This is a genomic window from Bacillus cereus group sp. MG4 (assembly GCF_040460055.1).
In the GTDB taxonomy this organism is placed as follows: Bacteria; Bacillota; Bacilli; order Bacillales; family Bacillaceae_G; genus Bacillus_A; species Bacillus_A wiedmannii.
Genome location: NZ_JARVGZ010000001.1, coordinates 2,360,321 through 2,378,160, shown reverse-complemented (window position 1 = coordinate 2,378,160; position 17,840 = coordinate 2,360,321). Strand labels below are relative to the sequence as shown.

The following is a 17,840-nucleotide window of genomic DNA, read 5'->3' as shown; positions in this document are numbered from 1 at the left end:
GGGAGAAAGAAATATGAGTATTTTAGAAAAAGTGCAACCGATTGAAACGATGTTACCGGAGCGTTATCACACGATGTCAACAGAAGATATGGAAAAGCGGGTTCGTGAAATTAAAGAAAAAATGGGGAAAACATTATTTATTCCAGGACATCATTACCAAAAGGATGAAGTGGTACAATTTTCTGATGCGGCAGGAGATTCACTTCAGCTTGCGCAAGTTGCAGCGAGCAATAAAGAAGCAAAATATATTGTGTTTTGTGGTGTACACTTTATGGCAGAAACAGCTGATATGTTAACGACAGCTGATCAAATCGTTATTTTGCCAGATATGCGCGCAGGTTGTTCAATGGCAGATATGGCAGATATCGAACAAACAGAAAGAGCGTGGAAAGAGCTCACGAAATTATTTGGAGATACGATGATTCCATTAACATATGTCAACTCTACAGCTGCAATTAAAGCGTTTTGTGGTCGCAATGGAGGAGCGACAGTAACTTCTTCTAATGCAAAACAAATGGTATCTTGGGCGTTTACACAAAAAGAAAGGCTTGTCTTTTTACCGGATCAACATTTAGGGAGAAATACAGCGTACGATTTAGGCATCCCGTTAGATAAAATGGCAGTATGGGACCCGTATACAGATTCATTAGAGTACGATGGAGATATAGAAGAAATTCAAGTGATTTTATGGAAAGGTCATTGTTCGGTTCATCAAAACTTTACAGTGAAAAATATTGAAAATGTACGGAAGAATCATCCGGATATGAATATTATTGTACATCCAGAATGTTGTTATGAGGTTGTTGATGCTTCGGATTACGCAGGATCAACGAAATATATTATTGATATGATTGAAGTAGCGCCACCTGGAAGTAAATGGGCAATTGGTACAGAGATGAATTTAGTGAACCGAATTATTCAGCAACATCCAGATAAAGAGATTGTTTCACTTAATCCATTTATGTGTCCGTGTTTAACGATGAACCGAATTGATCTGCCGCACTTATTATGGGTGCTTGAAACGGTAGAAAGAGGAGAAGAAATTAACGTTATTAGCGTAGATAAACAAGTGACTGAAGAAGCGGTTCTCGCATTAAATCGTATGTTAGAGCGTGTGTAAAGCAACGGTGTTTCTGTTGCTTTTTTTCATGCATATAATCATAACGAGAACGAAATGGGCATACATTGTTTTGAAGAAATCATTGCGATTTTCTTATGCTTATTCCACTTCTAATGATATTGAAAACCGAAAAAGTGATACAAGTGAAAAGAAGTTAGCGTTATTTAGAAAGGGTTACTTCATGAGATTTGTTACTTATAGATAAGTTATACAGGAGGGGGAAAATTTGAAAATTCATATCGTGCAAAAAGGGGATACCCTTTGGAAAATTGCGAAAAAGTATGGAGTGGATTTTGATACGTTGAAAAATACAAATACACAACTTAGTAATCCAGATTTAATCATGCCAGGTATGAAAATTAAAGTACCATCAAACAGCGTTCACGTGAAACAACATGCTGGAGCAGGTTCAGCACCTCCAAAACAATACGTAAAAGAAGTCCAACAAAAAGAATTTGCAGCAACGCCAACTCCGCTTGGAATAGAGGATGAGGAAGAAGTTACGTATCAAGCAGCGCCAATTACACAGCAACCTGCTATGCAACAAACACAAAAAGAAGTGCAAGTAAAACCACAAAAAGAAGTACAGGTAAAACCACAGAAGGAAATGCAAGTGAAACCGCAAAAGGAAGTACAGGTAAAGCCACAAAAAGAAGTGCAAAAAGAAAAGCCAATTCAAATAGAAAAACCAGTTGAAAAACCGTCTGTTATTCAAAAACCACCTGTTATAGAAAAACAAAAACCAGCAGAGAAAGAAAACACGAAATTCTCGGTAAATGTATTACCACAGCCGCCGCAACCACCAATAAAAGCGAAAAAAGAATATAAAATTTCAGATGTAATTAAAAAAGGAAGCGAGTTAATTGCTCCTCAAATTACTAAAATGAAACCTAATAACATCATTTCTCCGCAAACGAAAAAAAATAACATAGTATCACCACAAGTAAAGAAAGAAAATGTAGGAAACATAGTATCACCACAAGTAAAGAAAGAAAATGTAGGAAACATAGTATCACCGCAAGTAAAGAAAGAAAATGTAGGGAACATCGTGTCACCGCAAGTAAAGAAAGAAAATGTAGGGAACATCGTGTCACCGCAAGTGAAGAAAGAAAATGTAGGAAACATAGTATCACCGCAAGTAAAGAAAGAAAATGTAGGGAACATCGTGTCACCGCAAGTGAAGAAAGAAAATGTAGGGAATATAGTATCACCAAATGTAACGAAAGAGAATGTAGTTATTCCACAAGTAATACCGCCAAATATTCAAATGCCAAACATCATGCCAATGTTGGATAATAATCAACCGCCAAATATAATGCCAATCATGGATAATAATCAACCACCAAATATAATGCCAATCATGGATAATAACCCAATACCAAACATCATGCCGATCATGGATAACAATCAAATGCCGAATATGATGCCGAATATGGATAATAATCAAATGCCAAATATGATGCCGATCATGGATAACAATCAAATGCCGAATATGATGCCGATCATGGATAACAACCAAATGCCGAATATGATGCCGAATATGGATAATAATCAAATGCCAAATATGATGCCGATCATGGATAACAATCAAATGCCGAATATGATGCCGATCATGGATAACAACCAAATGCCGAATATGATGCCGAATATGGATAATAATCAAATGCCAAATATGATGCCGATCATGGATAACAACCAAATGCCGAATATGATGCCGATCATGGATAACAACCAAATGCCGAATATGGATAATAATCAAATGCCAAATATGATGCCATATCAAATGCCGTATCAACAGCCTATGATGCCGCCGAATCCATATTATCAACCATCAAATCCATATCAAATGCCATATCAGCAAGGAGCACCGTTTGGACCACAATATACGTCTATGCCAAATCCAAATATGATGCCAATGGATAATAATATGCCACCGCTCGTGCAAGGAGAGGAAGATTGTGGGTGCGGAGGAGAGAGTAGGTTATATAGTCCGCAACCTGGAGGCCCGCAATATGCGAATCCGTTATATTATCAACCAACTCAATCGGCATATGCACCACAGCCAGGAACGATGTATTATCAACCAGATCCACCAAATGTATTTGGAGAACCAGTTTCAGAAGAAGAGGACGAAGAGGAAGTTTAAAAAAGGTGGGATTATTCCCACCTTTTTTGTATGTAGAGTTGTTCCGGAAATGGAGGATTTACATCAAATGTTAGAAAATCCCCAGTGAAATATTAACAGTGTAAAAACCTTCTCTGTTACTCATCATAAGAGGGAGCTTTTCAGAAGAGAAGCTCATTCTAACAGAGGGGGTTTTTGTATTGAATACGAAAGTAAAAGTGATTGCTGCTTCTTTGTTAGTTACCAGTGCATTAGCTGCATGTGGTACACCAAAAGATAACAATGCAATGGATGGACGTAACTACAATTACGAGCGTACATCTTATAATGATACACACCAGTATCGTGATAATGTAACGCGTAATGATCGTTATACAGATTATGTAACATATAGAAATGGTCGTAACGATACAGGATATAACAATTATTACCGCGATGTAAATTACAACGGTCAAATTGCTAACCCGCATCCGACACGTAATATTACAATGAACAATTCATACATTAACAATGATGGTAAAACAGCAGAAAAAATAACAAATCGTGTAAAGCGTATGAATAACGTAGACCGCGTGTCTACAGTTGTATATGGAAACGATGTGGCAATTGCGGTAAAACCGCGTAATCCAGTATCGAATGAAACGGCACTTGCAAACGAAGTTCGTCAAGCGGTTTCAAATGAAGTTGGAAACAGAAACGTATATGTTTCTGTAAGAAATGACATGTTTACTCGTGTCGATGCAATGAGTACACGCTTACGTAATGGTACAGTTACAAACGATTTTAATCGTGATATAGGGAATATGTTCCGAGACATTCGTTACGGTTTAACTGGTACTATGCGATAGCAAAACAAAAGAGGAAGGGGTAGCCCTTCCTCTTTATTCATCTTCATCTTGTAAACGACGTTTTTTAATAAAATAACTAATGGAGTAAGAAATTAAAAAACATATAAAGAAAATACTACCTGTTAGAATAGCCTCAAAGAGAGGTCTTTCTGGACTGAAAATGATATAAATAATGGCTATAATAGTTCCTACAATAAGAGAGCGTAAAATAATTTTGTAATAAGGAGTTAACTTTATATCCTTTTCGCCTTCTTCTACATCGATAGAAACACTTAACTGTAAATAACTAAGTACGATACTTGTAAGGATAAATAATAACCATAACGGAGATTTTGTAATTTGATCCATTCCTTCATTGAATCCGATATAGCCTAAAATGCCAATTATACCAAGCGATTGAAAAAGAAAGGCAATACGTATGTTTTTTAATGTTTTCAGAATGAGACGTTCATCCTTTATTTTTTTCACAATATCCATCTCCTGTTTATTATGATTTCGCTGTCACATTAATTGTAACATATATATTGCATTTATCAATTTATAATTTACATAAAGTTCGTTTGGTTAAAAGAGGAAATAAAATATTTTTATAAACATGTTGCACTTATACTTTATTAATGTTATATTAGCAAAGCGATGAGCTAATTTACGTAAGACGAGAGATATGCTTAAGTGCTAAACACGCGAATGTGGTCGCCTGGTCTCTCGCCGTAAACGCATCAAGACGCCTGCTTTGCAGGCGTCTTTCATTTTGTATAAAAACAAATGCTAATGCAGATAAAGATAAAACTTTATCTGCATTTTTTATTTTCAAGAGAATTATAATGTTTTTGTTTATATGGATAAAACCCCCATTTCCGGAAAAACTACTAATGAAAGTTTGATCTTGCCTAAAAGAGGTGAACGGAAATGAAATGGATGCTGATTACGATGCAAGCTTTCGTTATGATGTTTTGTTTCGTTTATGAAACGAATGTGAAGGCGGAAGGGCCAGTACCAGAAGTAACAGAAAAAGAGCCTGAAGTTACAATTTTATTAGAGCGAATGTATGTTGATGGAGAAGTAAGCGAGGAAATATTTACAGAAAAAGTAGCGGACTTAGAAAAGTTTCTACAGCAATATAAAGGATGGCAACTCGTTGATCGTGATGATGTACAAATTGTATTACAGAAGAAAGTTGATGATATTTCTCCTTTATTAAAGACGAGTGGTTATTTTGGTGTGTCAGAGGAAGGGATATTACAAATCTTCAAAGGGGTGCCGAAAAGTGATAATGCGATCCATTCTTTCTTTCAAATTGATATGAAAAAGCTTGAGAGCTATGAGCGTGCGAAGTTGAAGCGTGGTATTCGTATTAAATCAAAAGAAGGTTTTGTGAAGACGATTGAAAAAATGAAGCAATACGCAGTGCAAAGTAAGAAAAAAAGCAGCTCATGGTGAGCTGCTTTTTTACTTGTTTTTATCTAGAATTTGTTTTGCGATTTCATCAATTAGCATATCTTTTCCGATTGGATTGAAAGCTTTCGTATTAAAGATTTCATTGGATACTTCATATACGTGATTGTTTTTAACTGCTTTATTGTCTTTCCAAACGGCACTGTTTTTGTAGTCTTCGTAAACTTTATCAGCTTCGCCGCCAAAGTTTACAATAAACATTTGATCAGGTTGGAATGCAACAAGACCTTCTAGCGATACTTGTGCCATCGTTTGTTTTAAATCCGTACCTTTTGTTGCTGGAAGTTTTAAGTCATTAAAGATGATGTCACCGTATCCGAAGTTACCGTATACACGGAAGTTTTGTGGTGTAACTGCGACGAACATAAAGTTCTCATCTTTTGTTTTTTCTTTAATTTTTTTAGATAAAGAGTCTGCTTTTTTATCGTAGTCTGCAATCCATTTGTCTGCTTTCTTTTCTTCGTCAAATAGTTTACCTACTTCTTTAAACTTACCGCGCCAGTCTTCTAAGTTTGTTTCTAAAACAACTGTTGGTGCAACCTTTTCTAATTGATCATAGATCTTCAATTGACGATTATTTAAAATAATTAAGTCTGGTTTTAATGCAGTAACAGCTTCTAAATCAACTTTAGGTGCCCAGTACCAACCTACTGCCTTTACGCCGTCTAATTTTTTTGTTAAATGATTTTGGATTTTATCTTTATATGTGTTTGCTGTACCGATAGGTTTGTGTCCAAGAAGTAATAATTCTTCTGTTGATCCAGATAGGTCAACAATTCTCTTTGGATTTACTGGAATTGTAGCTTCCCCTTTAGCGTGTTTTACAACTTTTGTTTTCGGTTGTTCTTTCGCTTTCGATTCTTCTTTTTGAGAAGAACAGCCAACGATAGAAAGAACAACTAGCATAATAGTAAATAAAATAAATAGCTTCTGTTTCATCCTGATGTAACCCCTTTAATTAGTATTGATAATCATTATCGACTTCTGTATATTAAGGTGCTTCATACTTTCTGTCAATGGAAAATAACAGAAGTTTCAAATGGAGAACATTTGTTGGGGTAGTCTCGCTTTTCTATCATTAAATATGTTAAAATGGAATACATGATTTAAGAGGGAGAGATCGTATTTTGTTTGAATATGTTACAGGTTACGTGGAGTATGTAGGACCGGAATATGTCGTAATTGACCATAATGGAATTGGTTATCAAATTTTCACACCAAATCCGTATGTATTTCAAAGAAGTAAGCAAGAAATCCGTGTCTATACATATCATTATGTGAGAGAAGATATTATGGCACTTTACGGGTTTAAAACACGTGAAGAGCGTTTATTATTTACAAAGTTGTTAGGTGTGTCTGGTATTGGACCGAAAGGCGCTCTTGCAATTTTAGCGTCTGGTCAAACAGGACAGGTCGTTCAAGCGATTGAACACGAAGACGAGAAGTTTTTAGTGAAGTTCCCGGGCGTCGGAAAGAAAACAGCACGCCAAATGATTTTAGATTTAAAAGGAAAACTAGCTGATGTCGTGCCAGATGCATTTGTTGATTTATTCTCAGACACAGAACGTTTTGATGAGAAGAAAGGTTCATCAGCTGAGCTTGATGAGGCGCTGGAAGCTCTGCGCGCACTTGGATACGCAGAACGAGAAGTTTCCCGCGTTGTACCAGAGTTATTAAAAGAATCATTAACGACGGATCAGTATATTAAAAAGGCACTTAGTCTTTTACTAAATGGTAAGAGGTGAGTATAATGGACGAACGTCTCCTTTCAGGGGAATCTGCATATGAAGATTCGGATTTAGAATATTCATTACGGCCACAGACGCTCCGTCAGTATATTGGCCAAGATAAAGCGAAACATAATTTAGAGGTGTTTATTGAAGCAGCGAAAATGCGTGAAGAAACGTTAGATCATGTGCTTTTATATGGACCACCAGGACTTGGTAAAACGACGCTTGCCAATATTATTGCCAATGAAATGGGCGTAAATGTTAGAACAACTTCAGGTCCAGCAATTGAAAGGCCGGGAGATTTAGCAGCTGTATTAACAGCACTTCAGCCGGGTGATGTATTATTTATTGATGAAATTCATCGTTTGCATAGGTCAATTGAAGAAGTATTATATCCTGCGATGGAAGATTTTTGCCTTGATATCGTAATTGGAAAAGGGCCGTCAGCACGGTCTGTACGTTTAGATTTACCTCCATTTACATTAGTTGGAGCAACGACACGTGCGGGAGCATTATCAGCGCCGCTTCGTGACCGTTTCGGTGTACTTTCAAGATTAGAGTATTACACAGTAGATCAGCTTTCTGAGATTGTTGAACGTACAGCAGAAGTATTCGAAGTTGAAATTGATTCGTTAGCTGCATTAGAAATTGCAAGACGTGCTCGTGGTACACCTCGTATTGCGAATCGTTTATTACGACGTGTACGAGATTTTGCACAAGTTCGTGGTAACGGAACGGTTACGATGGAAATTACACAAATGGCGTTAGAACTACTGCAAGTAGATAAATTAGGTCTAGATCATATCGATCATAAATTATTACTTGGTATTATTGAGAAATTCCGTGGTGGACCAGTCGGGTTAGAAACGGTTTCGGCAACGATTGGAGAAGAATCTCATACGATTGAAGATGTATATGAGCCATATTTATTACAAATTGGCTTTTTACAACGAACACCAAGAGGCCGAATCGTAACGCCGCTTGCATATGAGCATTTCGGAATGGAGACGCCAAAAGTATGACGGAGATGCCAAAATTGCTTATTACAGCAGGTATCTTACTCATCGTTGTTGGATTAGCTTGGAAGTTCGTTGGAAGGCTTCCAGGCGATATTTTTGTGAAAAAAGGAAACGTTACCTTTTATTTTCCTATCATTACATGTATTGTGTTAAGTATTGTATTATCTTTTATTATGTATATAATAAATCGATTTAAATAAGAAATAGGTGGATATAGTTATGGATATTAATCTGTTTGATTTTCATTTACCAGAAGAACTTATTGCACAAATCCCATTAGAAGATCGTGAAACATCAAGATTAATGGTGTTAGATCGTGAAACAGGCGATATTGAGCATAAACATTTTACAGACATTCTTTCTTACTTACATGAGGGGGATTGCTTAGTTTTAAATGAAACGAAAGTTATGCCTGCTCGTTTGCACGGTGTGAAAGAAGATACAGGCGCGCACATTGAAGTACTTCTTTTAAAACAAGAAGAAGGCGATAAGTGGGAAACGCTTGTTAAGCCAGCGAAACGTGTAAAAGAAGGAACTGTTATCTCTTTTGGCGAAGGGAAATTAAAAGCAACTTGTATAGGAACTGCAGATCAAGGTGGACGTCAGCTTGAATTTTCATATGACGGCATCTTCTATGAAATTTTAGATGAACTTGGGGAAATGCCACTTCCTCCATATATTAAAGAGACGCTAGAAGATCGCGATCGCTATCAAACAGTATATGCGAAAGAAATTGGTTCAGCAGCAGCGCCGACTGCAGGACTTCACTTTACAGAAGAGTTACTGGAGAAGTTAAAACAAAAAGGCGTTGGGTTAGCTTTCATTACACTTCACGTAGGACTTGGAACATTTAGACCAGTTTCTGCTGATACGATTGAAGAACACCATATGCACGCAGAATATTACCATATGTCTGAAGAGACAGCTGCGTTATTAAATCGCGTGAAAGAGAATGGTGGACGTATTATTACGGTAGGTACGACTTCAACTCGTACGTTAGAAACAATTGCGACAGATCATGACGGTAAGCTTTGTGCTGCTTCTGGCTGGACAGACATTTTTATGTACCCAGGTTATGAATTTAAAGCAATTGATGGTTTAATTACAAACTTCCATTTACCGAAATCAACATTAATTATGCTTGTAAGTGCATTTGCAAACAGAGATAATGTACTGCATGCTTATAATGAAGCAGTAAAAGAAAAATATCGTTTCTTTAGCTTCGGTGATGCAATGTTCGTTGCATCTCACGCTAAAATGGGAAACAAATAAAAGGAGTAAATTATGACAGCAATTCGTTATGAATTTATTAAAACTTGTAAACAAACGGGTGCCCGTTTAGGACGTGTACATACGCCGCACGGTTCATTTGATACACCAACATTTATGCCAGTTGGTACACTTGCAACAGTTAAGACAATGTCACCAGAAGAATTAAAAGCAATGGATTCTGGTATTATTTTAAGTAATACGTATCATTTATGGCTACGTCCAGGTCACGAAATTGTTCGTGAAGCAGGTGGTTTGCATAAATTTATGAACTGGGACCGTGCGATTTTAACTGATTCTGGTGGTTTCCAAGTATTTAGTTTAAGTGACTTCCGTCGCATTGAAGAGGAAGGCGTTCACTTCCGTAATCACTTAAATGGAGATAAATTATTCTTATCACCAGAAAAAGCGATGGAAATTCAAAATGCATTAGGTTCAGATATTATGATGGCATTTGATGAGTGTCCACCATTCCCAGCTACTTTTGAATATATGAAGAAATCTGTAGAACGTACAAGCCGCTGGGCAGAACGTTGCTTAAAAGCACATGAACGTCCACAAGATCAAGGTTTATTCGGTATCGTACAGGGTGGAGAGTTCGAAGAGCTTCGTCGTCAAAGTGCGAAAGACCTTGTTTCAATGGACTTCCCTGGTTATGCTATAGGTGGTTTATCTGTTGGGGAACCAAAAGATATTATGAACCGTGTACTTGAGTTTACAACACCACTTCTTCCAGATAATAAGCCACGTTACTTAATGGGAGTGGGTTCTCCTGACTCATTAATTGATGGTGCAATTCGCGGAGTTGATATGTTTGACTGCGTACTTCCAACTCGTATCGCTCGAAATGGTACATGTATGACAAGTGAAGGTCGTCTAGTTGTAAAAAATGCAAAATTCGCAAGAGACTTCGGTCCACTTGATCCAAACTGTGATTGCTATACATGTAAAAATTACTCTCGTGCGTACATTCGTCACTTAATGAAATGTGATGAAACGTTTGGAATTCGTTTAACGTCTTATCACAACCTTCATTTTCTGTTAAACTTAATGGAGCAGGTGAGACAAGCTATTCGTGAAGACCGTCTTGGCGATTTCCGCGAAGAATTCTTTGAACAGTATGGCTTTAATAAACCGAATGCTAAAAACTTCTAATACATAATTTAAAAGGAGGAACAAAAGATGAATCCAGGTATGATGAATATCGTTATGATCGTTGCGATGTTTGCGATTTTCTATTTCTTATTAATTCGCCCGCAACAAAAGCGTCAAAAAGCAGTTGCTCAAATGCAAAATGAGTTAGCAAAAGGTGATGCTATCGTAACAATCGGTGGTTTACACGGTACAATCGAATCAGTAGATGAGACGAAAATCGTTATTAAATCTGGTGGTTCACACTTAACTTTCGATCGTAATGCGATTCGTGAAGTTGTGAAAAACTAATGAGGAAGGCCCTGCATGAAATGTGCAGGGCCTTTTTTAGTTATTTTGTTTTGACATATTTACCCCGAAAATACCACCGAGTGTACTCGCGCCCATTAATGCTAATTGATAAAGTAACTGGGAGTTCGATAAAGTTTGAGAGAAGCCTAAATAGTTAACTAGAAAAACAAGTATAGCGAATGTAAGACCTGTTGTGAAACCTACTAGCCAACCTTTCCCTTGTGCTTTTTTGCCGGCAGTAAATCCGGATATAAGCATAGATAAAAGAGCTAGTATAAAAATAGTAACGGCTAATGTCTCTTCAGTCATATCTGTAAACTTTAATAAAAGAGCCATAATCATGCTAATAATTGATGCGAAAATTAATAAGGTAATGATACCAAAGCCGATTGCGGTTGATAATTTTTTCGTTCCATCCATTTATACATTCCCCCTTTTTAATACAAGCATATTTTCTTTTTGCCCAAGTTAGACTAGTTTATTTTTTATAGGGGAGTCTATACGTAAAAAAGGAGATGTAGAAATGGAATGGGTATCAATCATTGGCCGGACGATACTTTTGTATATCATCATATTAATTATTTTTCGTCTTATGGGTAAACGTGAAATTGGAGAGTTAAGTGTATTAGATTTAGTTGTATTCATTATGCTTGGGGAAATGGCTGTAGTCGCAATTGAAAATACCGATAAATCACTTTGGCACCAATTAGTTCCGATGACTTTTCTTATGTGTATACAGATTATTTTGTCAGTCATTTCATTAAAGTTTCAACGATTTCGGCATTTAATAGAAGGTGAGCCGGCTATTCTTGTAAATGCGGGGAAAATTGATGAAAAGAAGATGAGAAAGCAGCGTTATAATATAGATGATTTATTGATGCAATTAAGGGAGCAAGGAGTTGGAGATATCCGAGATGTAGAATACGCTATTTTAGAACCATCTGGGAAGTTATCTGTCTTTCAAAAACAAAAAGGTAAACAGGATACATTGCAGTTTACTCTTCCTCTTATTATTGATGGAGAAATTCAATTGAATCATTTACAAATGATTGAACATACAGACGAATGGCTTATTGGCAAATTAAAAAACTTAGGTTATAACGATATCGCACAAATTTTATACTGCAGCTTTCAAAACGGACAATTTTTTGTTGATTTGAAAGAAGACTAGAGGCTTACTATATGAAATAGTAAGCCCGTTTACTTCAAAAATGAAAGTTTTCGAATGATTGGAAGTCGACTTAACTCTTCTTTTCGAATGAGTTTGAAAGTGAAGAGGAGGGTAATATAAACGATTGTTGTTAAAGTGATTTCCCATAATGTTTGTACGCCAAGTGAATGAGAGAAAATCATATATTTATGAAGGTAAAAACCGAAAGCACCTGCAATACCGATGGCAAGTCCGCCGAAAATGTAGTCTTTTGCGTAAATGGTAAATGTAATTTTCTTTAAAACAGTAGCGTAATGAAGGAATGTTACCGTCACTATATTTGCTGCAATTGCAAGGGCAACCCCCATCATTTGAAAATCTGGCCTTGAAGCTAGTACAAAAATAACGATTAATTTCACGATGGCGCCAATAAATGTATTCATCATTGCAGCTCTTGCTAAGTTTAAAGCTTGTAAAACAGAGGTAAGTGGACTTTGAAAGTAATGAAATAAAAAGCAAGGTGCAAGAAGCTGGATAAATGCTGTTGCACTATCCGATCCATACATAAGAGTTAAAATAGGAGAAGCGAATACGTATAATATAACGACTGACCACCCACCAGTAATTAATGAGATCCGAAGAGCTTGTTGTAGGCGGTGTTCCACTAATTTATGCTGTCTTTTAGCCATCGCTTCACTAATAGATGGAACGAGTGCTGTAGAAAGAGCGTATGTAATAAAGGCTGGCAGTGATAGAAGTGGGAATGCATAACCGTTTAATATACCGTATTGCTGGGTTGCGACAGAGGCAGCAACTCCGGCAATCGCTAAGCTTTGCATAACGACGATAGGCTCAAAAAAATATGAAACGGAACCGATTAAACGACTTCCTGTAGTTGGAAGGGCAATATCCATAAGAGAATAAAATGTACCCTTGCTCTCCTTTACAGTAGTGAAAAATCCAGAGCGTATAGATAAATGTTTTTCGCGCTGGAATAAAGTGAGTAAAAATAATAACGATGCAACTTCACCGAGAACGGCTGATAACATAGCGCCAGCTGCAGCATATTCTACACCGTAAGGTAAAAATAACTGAATGCATATAGCGATAATTGTAATGCGGACAACTTGTTCTATAACTTGAGCATAAGCGCTAGGTTTCATATTTTGTTTCCCTTGGAAATAACCGCGTAAAACAGAAGAAACAGCAATAACAGGAACGACAGGTAAAATGGCCATTAATGGATAGTATGTTCGTTCATCAGTTAATAATGTTTTTGCTAAAATAGGTGTGAGAAGCATAATTCCGATTGTTAAAATGATACTAATAACGGATGTAACAGCTAATGACACTGTTAATATTTTTTTAACCCTTTGTTTATCGTTCACAGCTTCTGCTTCTGCTACAAATTTTGCGATTGCGACAGGAAGGCCGATTTGTGTTAATGTAATTGCTAGAATGAATGTAGGAACGGCCATCATATAAAGGCCAACACCTTCTTCTCCTAAAATGCGTGCCATTACAATCCGGTTAATAAATCCAAGGATTTTGGTAATAAAGCCGGCTATCATTAAAATAAATGCGCCTTTTAAAAAGCTTTGTCTCGTCATGATCTTCTCCTACCTTCTCAAAATCAGTGGAATGATTTACAATAATTTATATGCACGTATGAGACAAGAATGACAAGCATTTAAGAGAGTGAAGTATGAGAGTGCTCTTGAAAGTAGTTATTGCTGTCCATTAGAGCGGGATTAAAAGCGACTTTTCGTGCTGAAATAAGAAGGAGATGTTTATGTATGTTAGAAAAAGAGGCTTTGGTAGAATCATACCGCGGACAGTTACAAGTCGTTTTAGAAAGCAAAGTAGAAGAGTTTCACATGTTCGGTTATGACCGAGTAACAGATGATGATATTTGGAAGTTTCTTAAAGTGAAGAAGTGGAAAAAAATAAATGGTGATGTTAGATTATATGAATTAGTAAATGATGTATTAAGAGTAAGTACTAATGAATATATGAATTATTTAACTGTTGAAGCATATCAAGCACCACTTTGGTCATTTGATGAATATGAAAATAAATAACCGACTGCAATTGGTTTGTTCTTCCTTTTGCAGTATAATGATAGGTATTGATAATGAGGAAATAATTATGTCTAAGATTATATATAAAGGGGGTAGTGAAGAGAAAAAATAAATAATGAAAGTGTAGGTATTGTGAAAAACTTACCGACACAGCTAGTGATGAACTAGCAAAATTATAGAAAGGAAGTCTACTAACTAGGCGTATGCACACGTGTAAAAGTAAATCGTAAGAGATTTATTTAAAGTGTTAGTAGCAGAAAGAGGGTACATATGGCAAAGCGTGGTACGAGAATTGCCGCCTTTTTCCTCATCGTTTTATTAATCGGTGGAGTAATTGGTGCGGCAGGAAAAGACATAGCAAAAGGAATTAGTCTAGGACTAGACCTTCGCGGTGGTTTTGAAATTCTTTATGAAGTAAAACCAGCCAAAAAAGGTGATAAAATTGATCGAGACGTACTCGTAAGTACAGTAGGTGCTCTTGAAAATCGTGTCAATGCACTCGGTGTAAGTGAACCGAACATTCAAATCGAAGGACAAGATCGAATTCGCGTACAGCTTGCTGGTGTACAAGATCAGCAAAAAGCACGTGAAATGTTATCAACACAAGCGAAATTAACATTCCGTGATGTAGATGACAACCTTCTTATGGATGGGGCGGATTTAAAAGGCGGCGGAGCGAAGCAAACATTTGATGATAAAGGTCGTCCAAGTGTTGGACTTACGTTAAAAAGTGCTGAAAAATTCCGTGGAGTAACAGAAAAGATTTCAAAAATGCCACCACCAACGAATTTAATGGTAATTTGGCTTGATTTTGAAGAAGGAAAAGATTCGTATAAAGCAGAATCAGCAAAACCGAATCCGAAGTTTTTATCAGCAGCAACAGTAGAACAAGTATTTAACCAAGCTGAAGTATCTATCGTAGGTGGAAACTTCACAGTTGAAAGTGCGAAAGAACTTTCATCTTTATTAAATGCAGGTGCACTTCCTGTTGATTTAAAAGAAATGTATTCAACATCTGTTGGAGCAAAATTTGGTCAACAAGCATTAGAGCAAACGATTTTCGCTAGTGCGATTGGTATCGCTCTTATTTTCTTATTTATGCTTGTATTCTACCGTTTACCAGGAATTGTAGCGGTTATTATGTTAGGCTTATACATTTTCGTTACATTACTTGTCTTTAACTGGATGCATGCAGTTCTTACGTTGCCAGGTATTGCGGCGTTAGTGCTCGGGGTAGGTATCGCAGTTGATGCGAATATTATTACGTACGAGAGACTGAAAGAAGAGCTGAAAATTGGTAAGTCAATGATGTCAGCATTTCGTGCTGGTAACCATCGTTCATTAGCAACAATTCTAGATGCGAACATTACAACACTTGCAGCAGCTGGTGTGTTATTCGTTTATGGTAATAGCTCTGTAAAAGGATTCGCAACAAGTTTAATCGTAAGTATTTTAGTTGGTTTCATTACGAACGTATTCGGTACTCGTTTCTTACTAAGTTTACTTGTAAAGAGCCGTTACTTCGATAAAAAACCAACCTACTTTGGTGTGAAACAAAAAGATATTATTCCATTAACAAAAGGTGTAGTACATCCACCGACAAGATTTGATCGTATTAACTTCGTAAATATCGGTCATAAATTCCTTGTTTTCTCGATTGTAGTTATAATTGCAGGTGCAATTATTTTACCAATTTTCAAATTGAATCTTGGTATTGACTTTGCGAGTGGTACACGTATCGACTTGCAATCAAAACAATCAGTTACTGTATCAGATGTTCATAAAGATTTTAAAGAATTGAACATTGATGTGAAGGAAGAAAATATTGTACCTACTGGAGATGACAATAAAGGTTTCGCCGTTCGTACTTTAGGTGTTCTATCAAAAGATGAAATTGCGAAAACAAAAACATTCTTCCATGATAAATACGGTACAGATCCAAACGTAAGTACAGTTTCACCGACAATTGGTAAAGAGATTGCACGAAATGCATTTATCGCAGTATTAATTGCTTCTGCGGTTATCATTTTATACGTAAGTATTCGATTCCGATTTACGTATGCATTATCTGCAGTGCTTGCATTATTACATGATGCGTTCGCTATGATTGTTATATTTAGTATTTTCCAATTAGAGGTAGACTTAACGTTTATCGCTGCGGTATTAACAATCATCGGTTATTCTATTAATGACTCAATTGTTACGTTTGATAGAAACCGTGAATTATACAAACAGAAAAAACGAGTTCGCGATATAAAAGACTTAGAAGAAATCGTAAATGCAAGTATTCGCCAAACGCTTGGCCGTTCGATTAACACCGTATTAACAGTGTTATTCCCGGTAATTGCGTTACTTATCTTCGGTAGTGAGTCATTACGTAACTTCTCGTTTGCGTTACTTGTTGGATTAGTTGTAGGTACGTACTCTTCTGTTTTCGTTGCTTCTCAAATTTGGTTAATGCTTGAAAACCGTCGTTTGAAAAAGGGCAAAAACAAGAAAAAGGTTGAGAAAGTAGAATCTGAACCGCAAGTATAAAAAAGATGATGTCTCTTTATGAGGCATCTCTTTTTTCGTTTGTGGATACAATAAGATAGCAACCTTTTAACAGAAGTAAGATGGAAGAAGGTGGTGATGTTATCGCTGTTTTTGCTACAATAAAAAGATAGGTTAAGAAAAGAAGGGATTTTAATTATGGAAAAAGATGAACGTTTTAAACAGGCCGAGTTTGGTGCTATTGTCGGGATCGTTGGTAATATTATATTAGCGATTGTAAAGGCGGTAATTGGTTATATTGGGAACAGTAAAGCACTATTAGCGGATGCCGTACATTCTGCATCAGATGTAATTGGTTCGCTCGCTGTACTTTTTGGATTGCGAGCAGCAAAGCAACCGCCCGATGAAGATCACCCGTACGGTCATGGTAAAGCGGAATCGATTTCAGCGATTATTGTTGCAGTATTATTATTTATTGTGGGAATCGAGATAGCGATTTCGTCTATAAAAGCTTTTTCGCAGGAACTAGAACCACCGAAGGGAATTACGATTTTTGCTGTTGTTCTTTCAATTATCGTGAAAGAAGGAATGTTTCAATATAAATTCCGATTAGGGAAGAGGGTAAATAGTGATGCAATTATTGCAAATGCATATGAACATCGTTCGGATGTATTTTCTTCAATTGCAGCTTTAATCGGTATTTGTGCAGCGATTATGGGTGGTAAGTTCGGGTTAGATTGGCTTGTGTATGCCGATCCAATTGCAGGATTATTTGTTTCACTTCTTGTTGCAAAAATGGCATGGAGTATTGGAGCAGAAGCAATTCATGCAACGCTTGATCATGTTCTTCATGAGGAAGATGTTGTTCCGCTTAGAGAAGCAGTACTTCAAATAGACGGTGTGAAAAAAATCGGTTCTTTATATGCAAGGGAGCATGGTCATTACGTTATTGTCGATATTAAAGTTTCTGTAGATCCATACATTACTGTAGAAGAAGGGCACCGCATTGGAAAGCATGTGAAAGAAACGCTTATGGAACAAGATAACGTACAAAATGTGTTTGTACATATAAATCCGTATTCTCCAAATTAAACATTATTAACATTT

Annotated in this window: 17 protein-coding genes and 1 pseudogene; 14 read left to right on the top strand and 4 right to left on the bottom strand. The window is 36.7% G+C overall.

What is annotated here, in order from left to right; translation table 11 throughout:
• Positions 1 to 13: 13 nt before the first annotated feature.
• From nadA to QCI41_RS12495, 3 genes and pseudogenes are all read left to right on the top strand, one after another.
• The gene (gene nadA, locus QCI41_RS12505; protein ID WP_353837383.1) at positions 14 to 1,120 is read left to right on the top strand and encodes a quinolinate synthase NadA; all 1,107 of its coding nucleotides are present in this window, start codon (positions 14 to 16) and stop codon (positions 1,118 to 1,120) included.
• A gap of 226 nt (positions 1,121 to 1,346) precedes the next feature.
• Positions 1,347 to 1,503: pseudogene (safA, locus tag QCI41_RS30675) on the top strand (SafA/ExsA family spore coat assembly protein); the annotation flags it as partial.
• 1,942 nt (positions 1,504 to 3,445) lie between these two features.
• A complete protein-coding gene (locus tag QCI41_RS12495; RefSeq protein ID WP_353837385.1) occupies positions 3,446 to 4,093 on the top strand; it encodes a YhcN/YlaJ family sporulation lipoprotein in 648 nt (215 codons plus the stop codon).
• Between the two features lie 33 nt (positions 4,094 to 4,126).
• Here QCI41_RS12495 and QCI41_RS12490 read toward each other — a convergent pair whose 3' ends face one another.
• Positions 4,127 to 4,570 carry a branched-chain amino acid ABC transporter substrate-binding protein gene (locus tag QCI41_RS12490; protein ID WP_353837386.1) on the bottom strand — a complete coding sequence of 148 codons (444 nt, stop codon included), beginning with the start codon at positions 4,568 to 4,570 and terminating at the stop codon, positions 4,127 to 4,129.
• A gap of 432 nt (positions 4,571 to 5,002) precedes the next feature.
• On the opposite strand from QCI41_RS12490, the gene QCI41_RS12485 reads away from it, so the two are divergent.
• The gene (locus QCI41_RS12485; protein WP_353837387.1) at positions 5,003 to 5,533 is read left to right on the top strand and encodes a BofC C-terminal domain-containing protein; all 531 of its coding nucleotides are present in this window, start codon (positions 5,003 to 5,005) and stop codon (positions 5,531 to 5,533) included.
• A gap of 9 nt (positions 5,534 to 5,542) precedes the next feature.
• Here the strand turns inward: QCI41_RS12485 and QCI41_RS12480 are convergent, their stop codons facing one another.
• A complete protein-coding gene (locus QCI41_RS12480) occupies positions 5,543 to 6,487 on the bottom strand; it encodes an iron-hydroxamate ABC transporter substrate-binding protein (protein ID WP_087982123.1) in 945 nt (314 codons plus the stop codon).
• A gap of 188 nt (positions 6,488 to 6,675) precedes the next feature.
• On the opposite strand from QCI41_RS12480, the gene ruvA reads away from it, so the two are divergent.
• The 6 genes from ruvA to yajC are packed head-to-tail and all read left to right on the top strand — an operon-like array spanning position 6,676 to position 11,009.
• Positions 6,676 to 7,293, top strand: a complete 618-nt coding sequence (gene ruvA, locus QCI41_RS12475) for a Holliday junction DNA helicase RuvA (protein ID WP_000464511.1) — start codon at positions 6,676 to 6,678, stop codon at positions 7,291 to 7,293.
• Between the two features lie 5 nt (positions 7,294 to 7,298).
• Positions 7,299 to 8,300 (top strand): Holliday junction branch migration DNA helicase RuvB, encoded by a 1,002-nt coding sequence (gene ruvB, locus QCI41_RS12470; RefSeq protein ID WP_353837388.1) that lies wholly within the window; start codon positions 7,299 to 7,301, stop codon positions 8,298 to 8,300.
• Positions 8,297 to 8,497 carry a DUF2905 domain-containing protein gene (locus tag QCI41_RS12465; protein WP_087982121.1) on the top strand — a complete coding sequence of 67 codons (201 nt, stop codon included), beginning with the start codon at positions 8,297 to 8,299 and terminating at the stop codon, positions 8,495 to 8,497. The genes ruvB and QCI41_RS12465 overlap by 4 nt, the downstream gene beginning before the upstream one ends.
• Positions 8,498 to 8,516: 19 nt before the next feature.
• Positions 8,517 to 9,569 carry a tRNA preQ1(34) S-adenosylmethionine ribosyltransferase-isomerase QueA gene (gene queA / locus QCI41_RS12460; protein ID WP_000354006.1) on the top strand — a complete coding sequence of 351 codons (1,053 nt, stop codon included), beginning with the start codon at positions 8,517 to 8,519 and terminating at the stop codon, positions 9,567 to 9,569.
• A gap of 12 nt (positions 9,570 to 9,581) precedes the next feature.
• Entirely contained in the window at positions 9,582 to 10,721 is a 1,140-nt protein-coding gene (gene tgt, locus QCI41_RS12455) for a tRNA guanosine(34) transglycosylase Tgt (protein ID WP_000125371.1), read from the top strand.
• A 27-nt stretch (positions 10,722 to 10,748) separates the two neighbouring features.
• Positions 10,749 to 11,009, top strand: a complete 261-nt coding sequence (yajC, locus tag QCI41_RS12450; protein ID WP_001068064.1) for a preprotein translocase subunit YajC — start codon at positions 10,749 to 10,751, stop codon at positions 11,007 to 11,009.
• 36 nt (positions 11,010 to 11,045) lie between these two features.
• Here yajC and QCI41_RS12445 read toward each other — a convergent pair whose 3' ends face one another.
• Positions 11,046 to 11,429 (bottom strand): TIGR04086 family membrane protein, encoded by a 384-nt coding sequence (locus QCI41_RS12445; RefSeq protein WP_353837389.1) that lies wholly within the window; start codon positions 11,427 to 11,429, stop codon positions 11,046 to 11,048.
• Between the two features lie 103 nt (positions 11,430 to 11,532).
• On the opposite strand from QCI41_RS12445, the gene QCI41_RS12440 reads away from it, so the two are divergent.
• Positions 11,533 to 12,180: a DUF421 domain-containing protein gene (locus QCI41_RS12440; protein WP_353837390.1), complete on the top strand. Its 648-nt coding sequence runs from the start codon at positions 11,533 to 11,535 to the stop codon at positions 12,178 to 12,180.
• 29 nt (positions 12,181 to 12,209) lie between these two features.
• Here the strand turns inward: QCI41_RS12440 and spoVB are convergent, their stop codons facing one another.
• Positions 12,210 to 13,769, bottom strand: coding sequence for a stage V sporulation protein B (spoVB, locus tag QCI41_RS12435; protein WP_000198304.1), 1,560 nt, complete (start codon positions 13,767 to 13,769; stop codon positions 12,210 to 12,212).
• 186 nt (positions 13,770 to 13,955) lie between these two features.
• Between spoVB and QCI41_RS12430 the strand changes: the two genes are divergently transcribed.
• From QCI41_RS12430 to QCI41_RS12420, 3 genes are all read left to right on the top strand, one after another.
• A complete protein-coding gene (locus tag QCI41_RS12430) occupies positions 13,956 to 14,240 on the top strand; it encodes a post-transcriptional regulator (RefSeq protein WP_000890214.1) in 285 nt (94 codons plus the stop codon).
• A 270-nt stretch (positions 14,241 to 14,510) separates the two neighbouring features.
• On the top strand, positions 14,511 to 16,775 hold the full coding sequence (gene secDF, locus QCI41_RS12425; protein ID WP_353837391.1) for a protein translocase subunit SecDF: 2,265 nt from the start codon (positions 14,511 to 14,513) through the stop codon (positions 16,773 to 16,775).
• A 156-nt stretch (positions 16,776 to 16,931) separates the two neighbouring features.
• The gene (locus tag QCI41_RS12420; RefSeq protein ID WP_000409734.1) at positions 16,932 to 17,825 is read left to right on the top strand and encodes a cation diffusion facilitator family transporter; all 894 of its coding nucleotides are present in this window, start codon (positions 16,932 to 16,934) and stop codon (positions 17,823 to 17,825) included.
• The last annotated feature ends 15 nt before the right edge of the window (positions 17,826 to 17,840 follow it).

Excerpts from the sequence above, each read along its gene's own strand:
- nadA (WP_353837383.1), top strand. The coding sequence starts at position 14 with ATGAGTATTTTAGAAAAAGTGCAACCGATTGAAACGATGTTACCGGAG.
- QCI41_RS12490 (WP_353837386.1), bottom strand. The coding sequence starts at position 4,570 with ATGGATATTGTGAAAAAAATAAAGGATGAACGTCTCATTCTGAAAACA.
- QCI41_RS12485 (WP_353837387.1), top strand. The coding sequence starts at position 5,003 with ATGAAATGGATGCTGATTACGATGCAAGCTTTCGTTATGATGTTTTGT.
- QCI41_RS12480 (WP_087982123.1), bottom strand. The coding sequence starts at position 6,487 with ATGAAACAGAAGCTATTTATTTTATTTACTATTATGCTAGTTGTTCTT.
- ruvB (WP_353837388.1), top strand. The coding sequence starts at position 7,299 with ATGGACGAACGTCTCCTTTCAGGGGAATCTGCATATGAAGATTCGGAT.
- QCI41_RS12465 (WP_087982121.1), top strand. The coding sequence starts at position 8,297 with ATGACGGAGATGCCAAAATTGCTTATTACAGCAGGTATCTTACTCATC.
- queA (WP_000354006.1), top strand. The coding sequence starts at position 8,517 with ATGGATATTAATCTGTTTGATTTTCATTTACCAGAAGAACTTATTGCA.
- tgt (WP_000125371.1), top strand. The coding sequence starts at position 9,582 with ATGACAGCAATTCGTTATGAATTTATTAAAACTTGTAAACAAACGGGT.
- yajC (WP_001068064.1), top strand. The coding sequence starts at position 10,749 with ATGAATCCAGGTATGATGAATATCGTTATGATCGTTGCGATGTTTGCG.
- QCI41_RS12445 (WP_353837389.1), bottom strand. The coding sequence starts at position 11,429 with ATGGATGGAACGAAAAAATTATCAACCGCAATCGGCTTTGGTATCATT.
- QCI41_RS12440 (WP_353837390.1), top strand. The coding sequence starts at position 11,533 with ATGGAATGGGTATCAATCATTGGCCGGACGATACTTTTGTATATCATC.
- spoVB (WP_000198304.1), bottom strand. The coding sequence starts at position 13,769 with ATGACGAGACAAAGCTTTTTAAAAGGCGCATTTATTTTAATGATAGCC.
- QCI41_RS12430 (WP_000890214.1), top strand. The coding sequence starts at position 13,956 with ATGTTAGAAAAAGAGGCTTTGGTAGAATCATACCGCGGACAGTTACAA.
- secDF (WP_353837391.1), top strand. The coding sequence starts at position 14,511 with ATGGCAAAGCGTGGTACGAGAATTGCCGCCTTTTTCCTCATCGTTTTA.
- QCI41_RS12420 (WP_000409734.1), top strand. The coding sequence starts at position 16,932 with ATGGAAAAAGATGAACGTTTTAAACAGGCCGAGTTTGGTGCTATTGTC.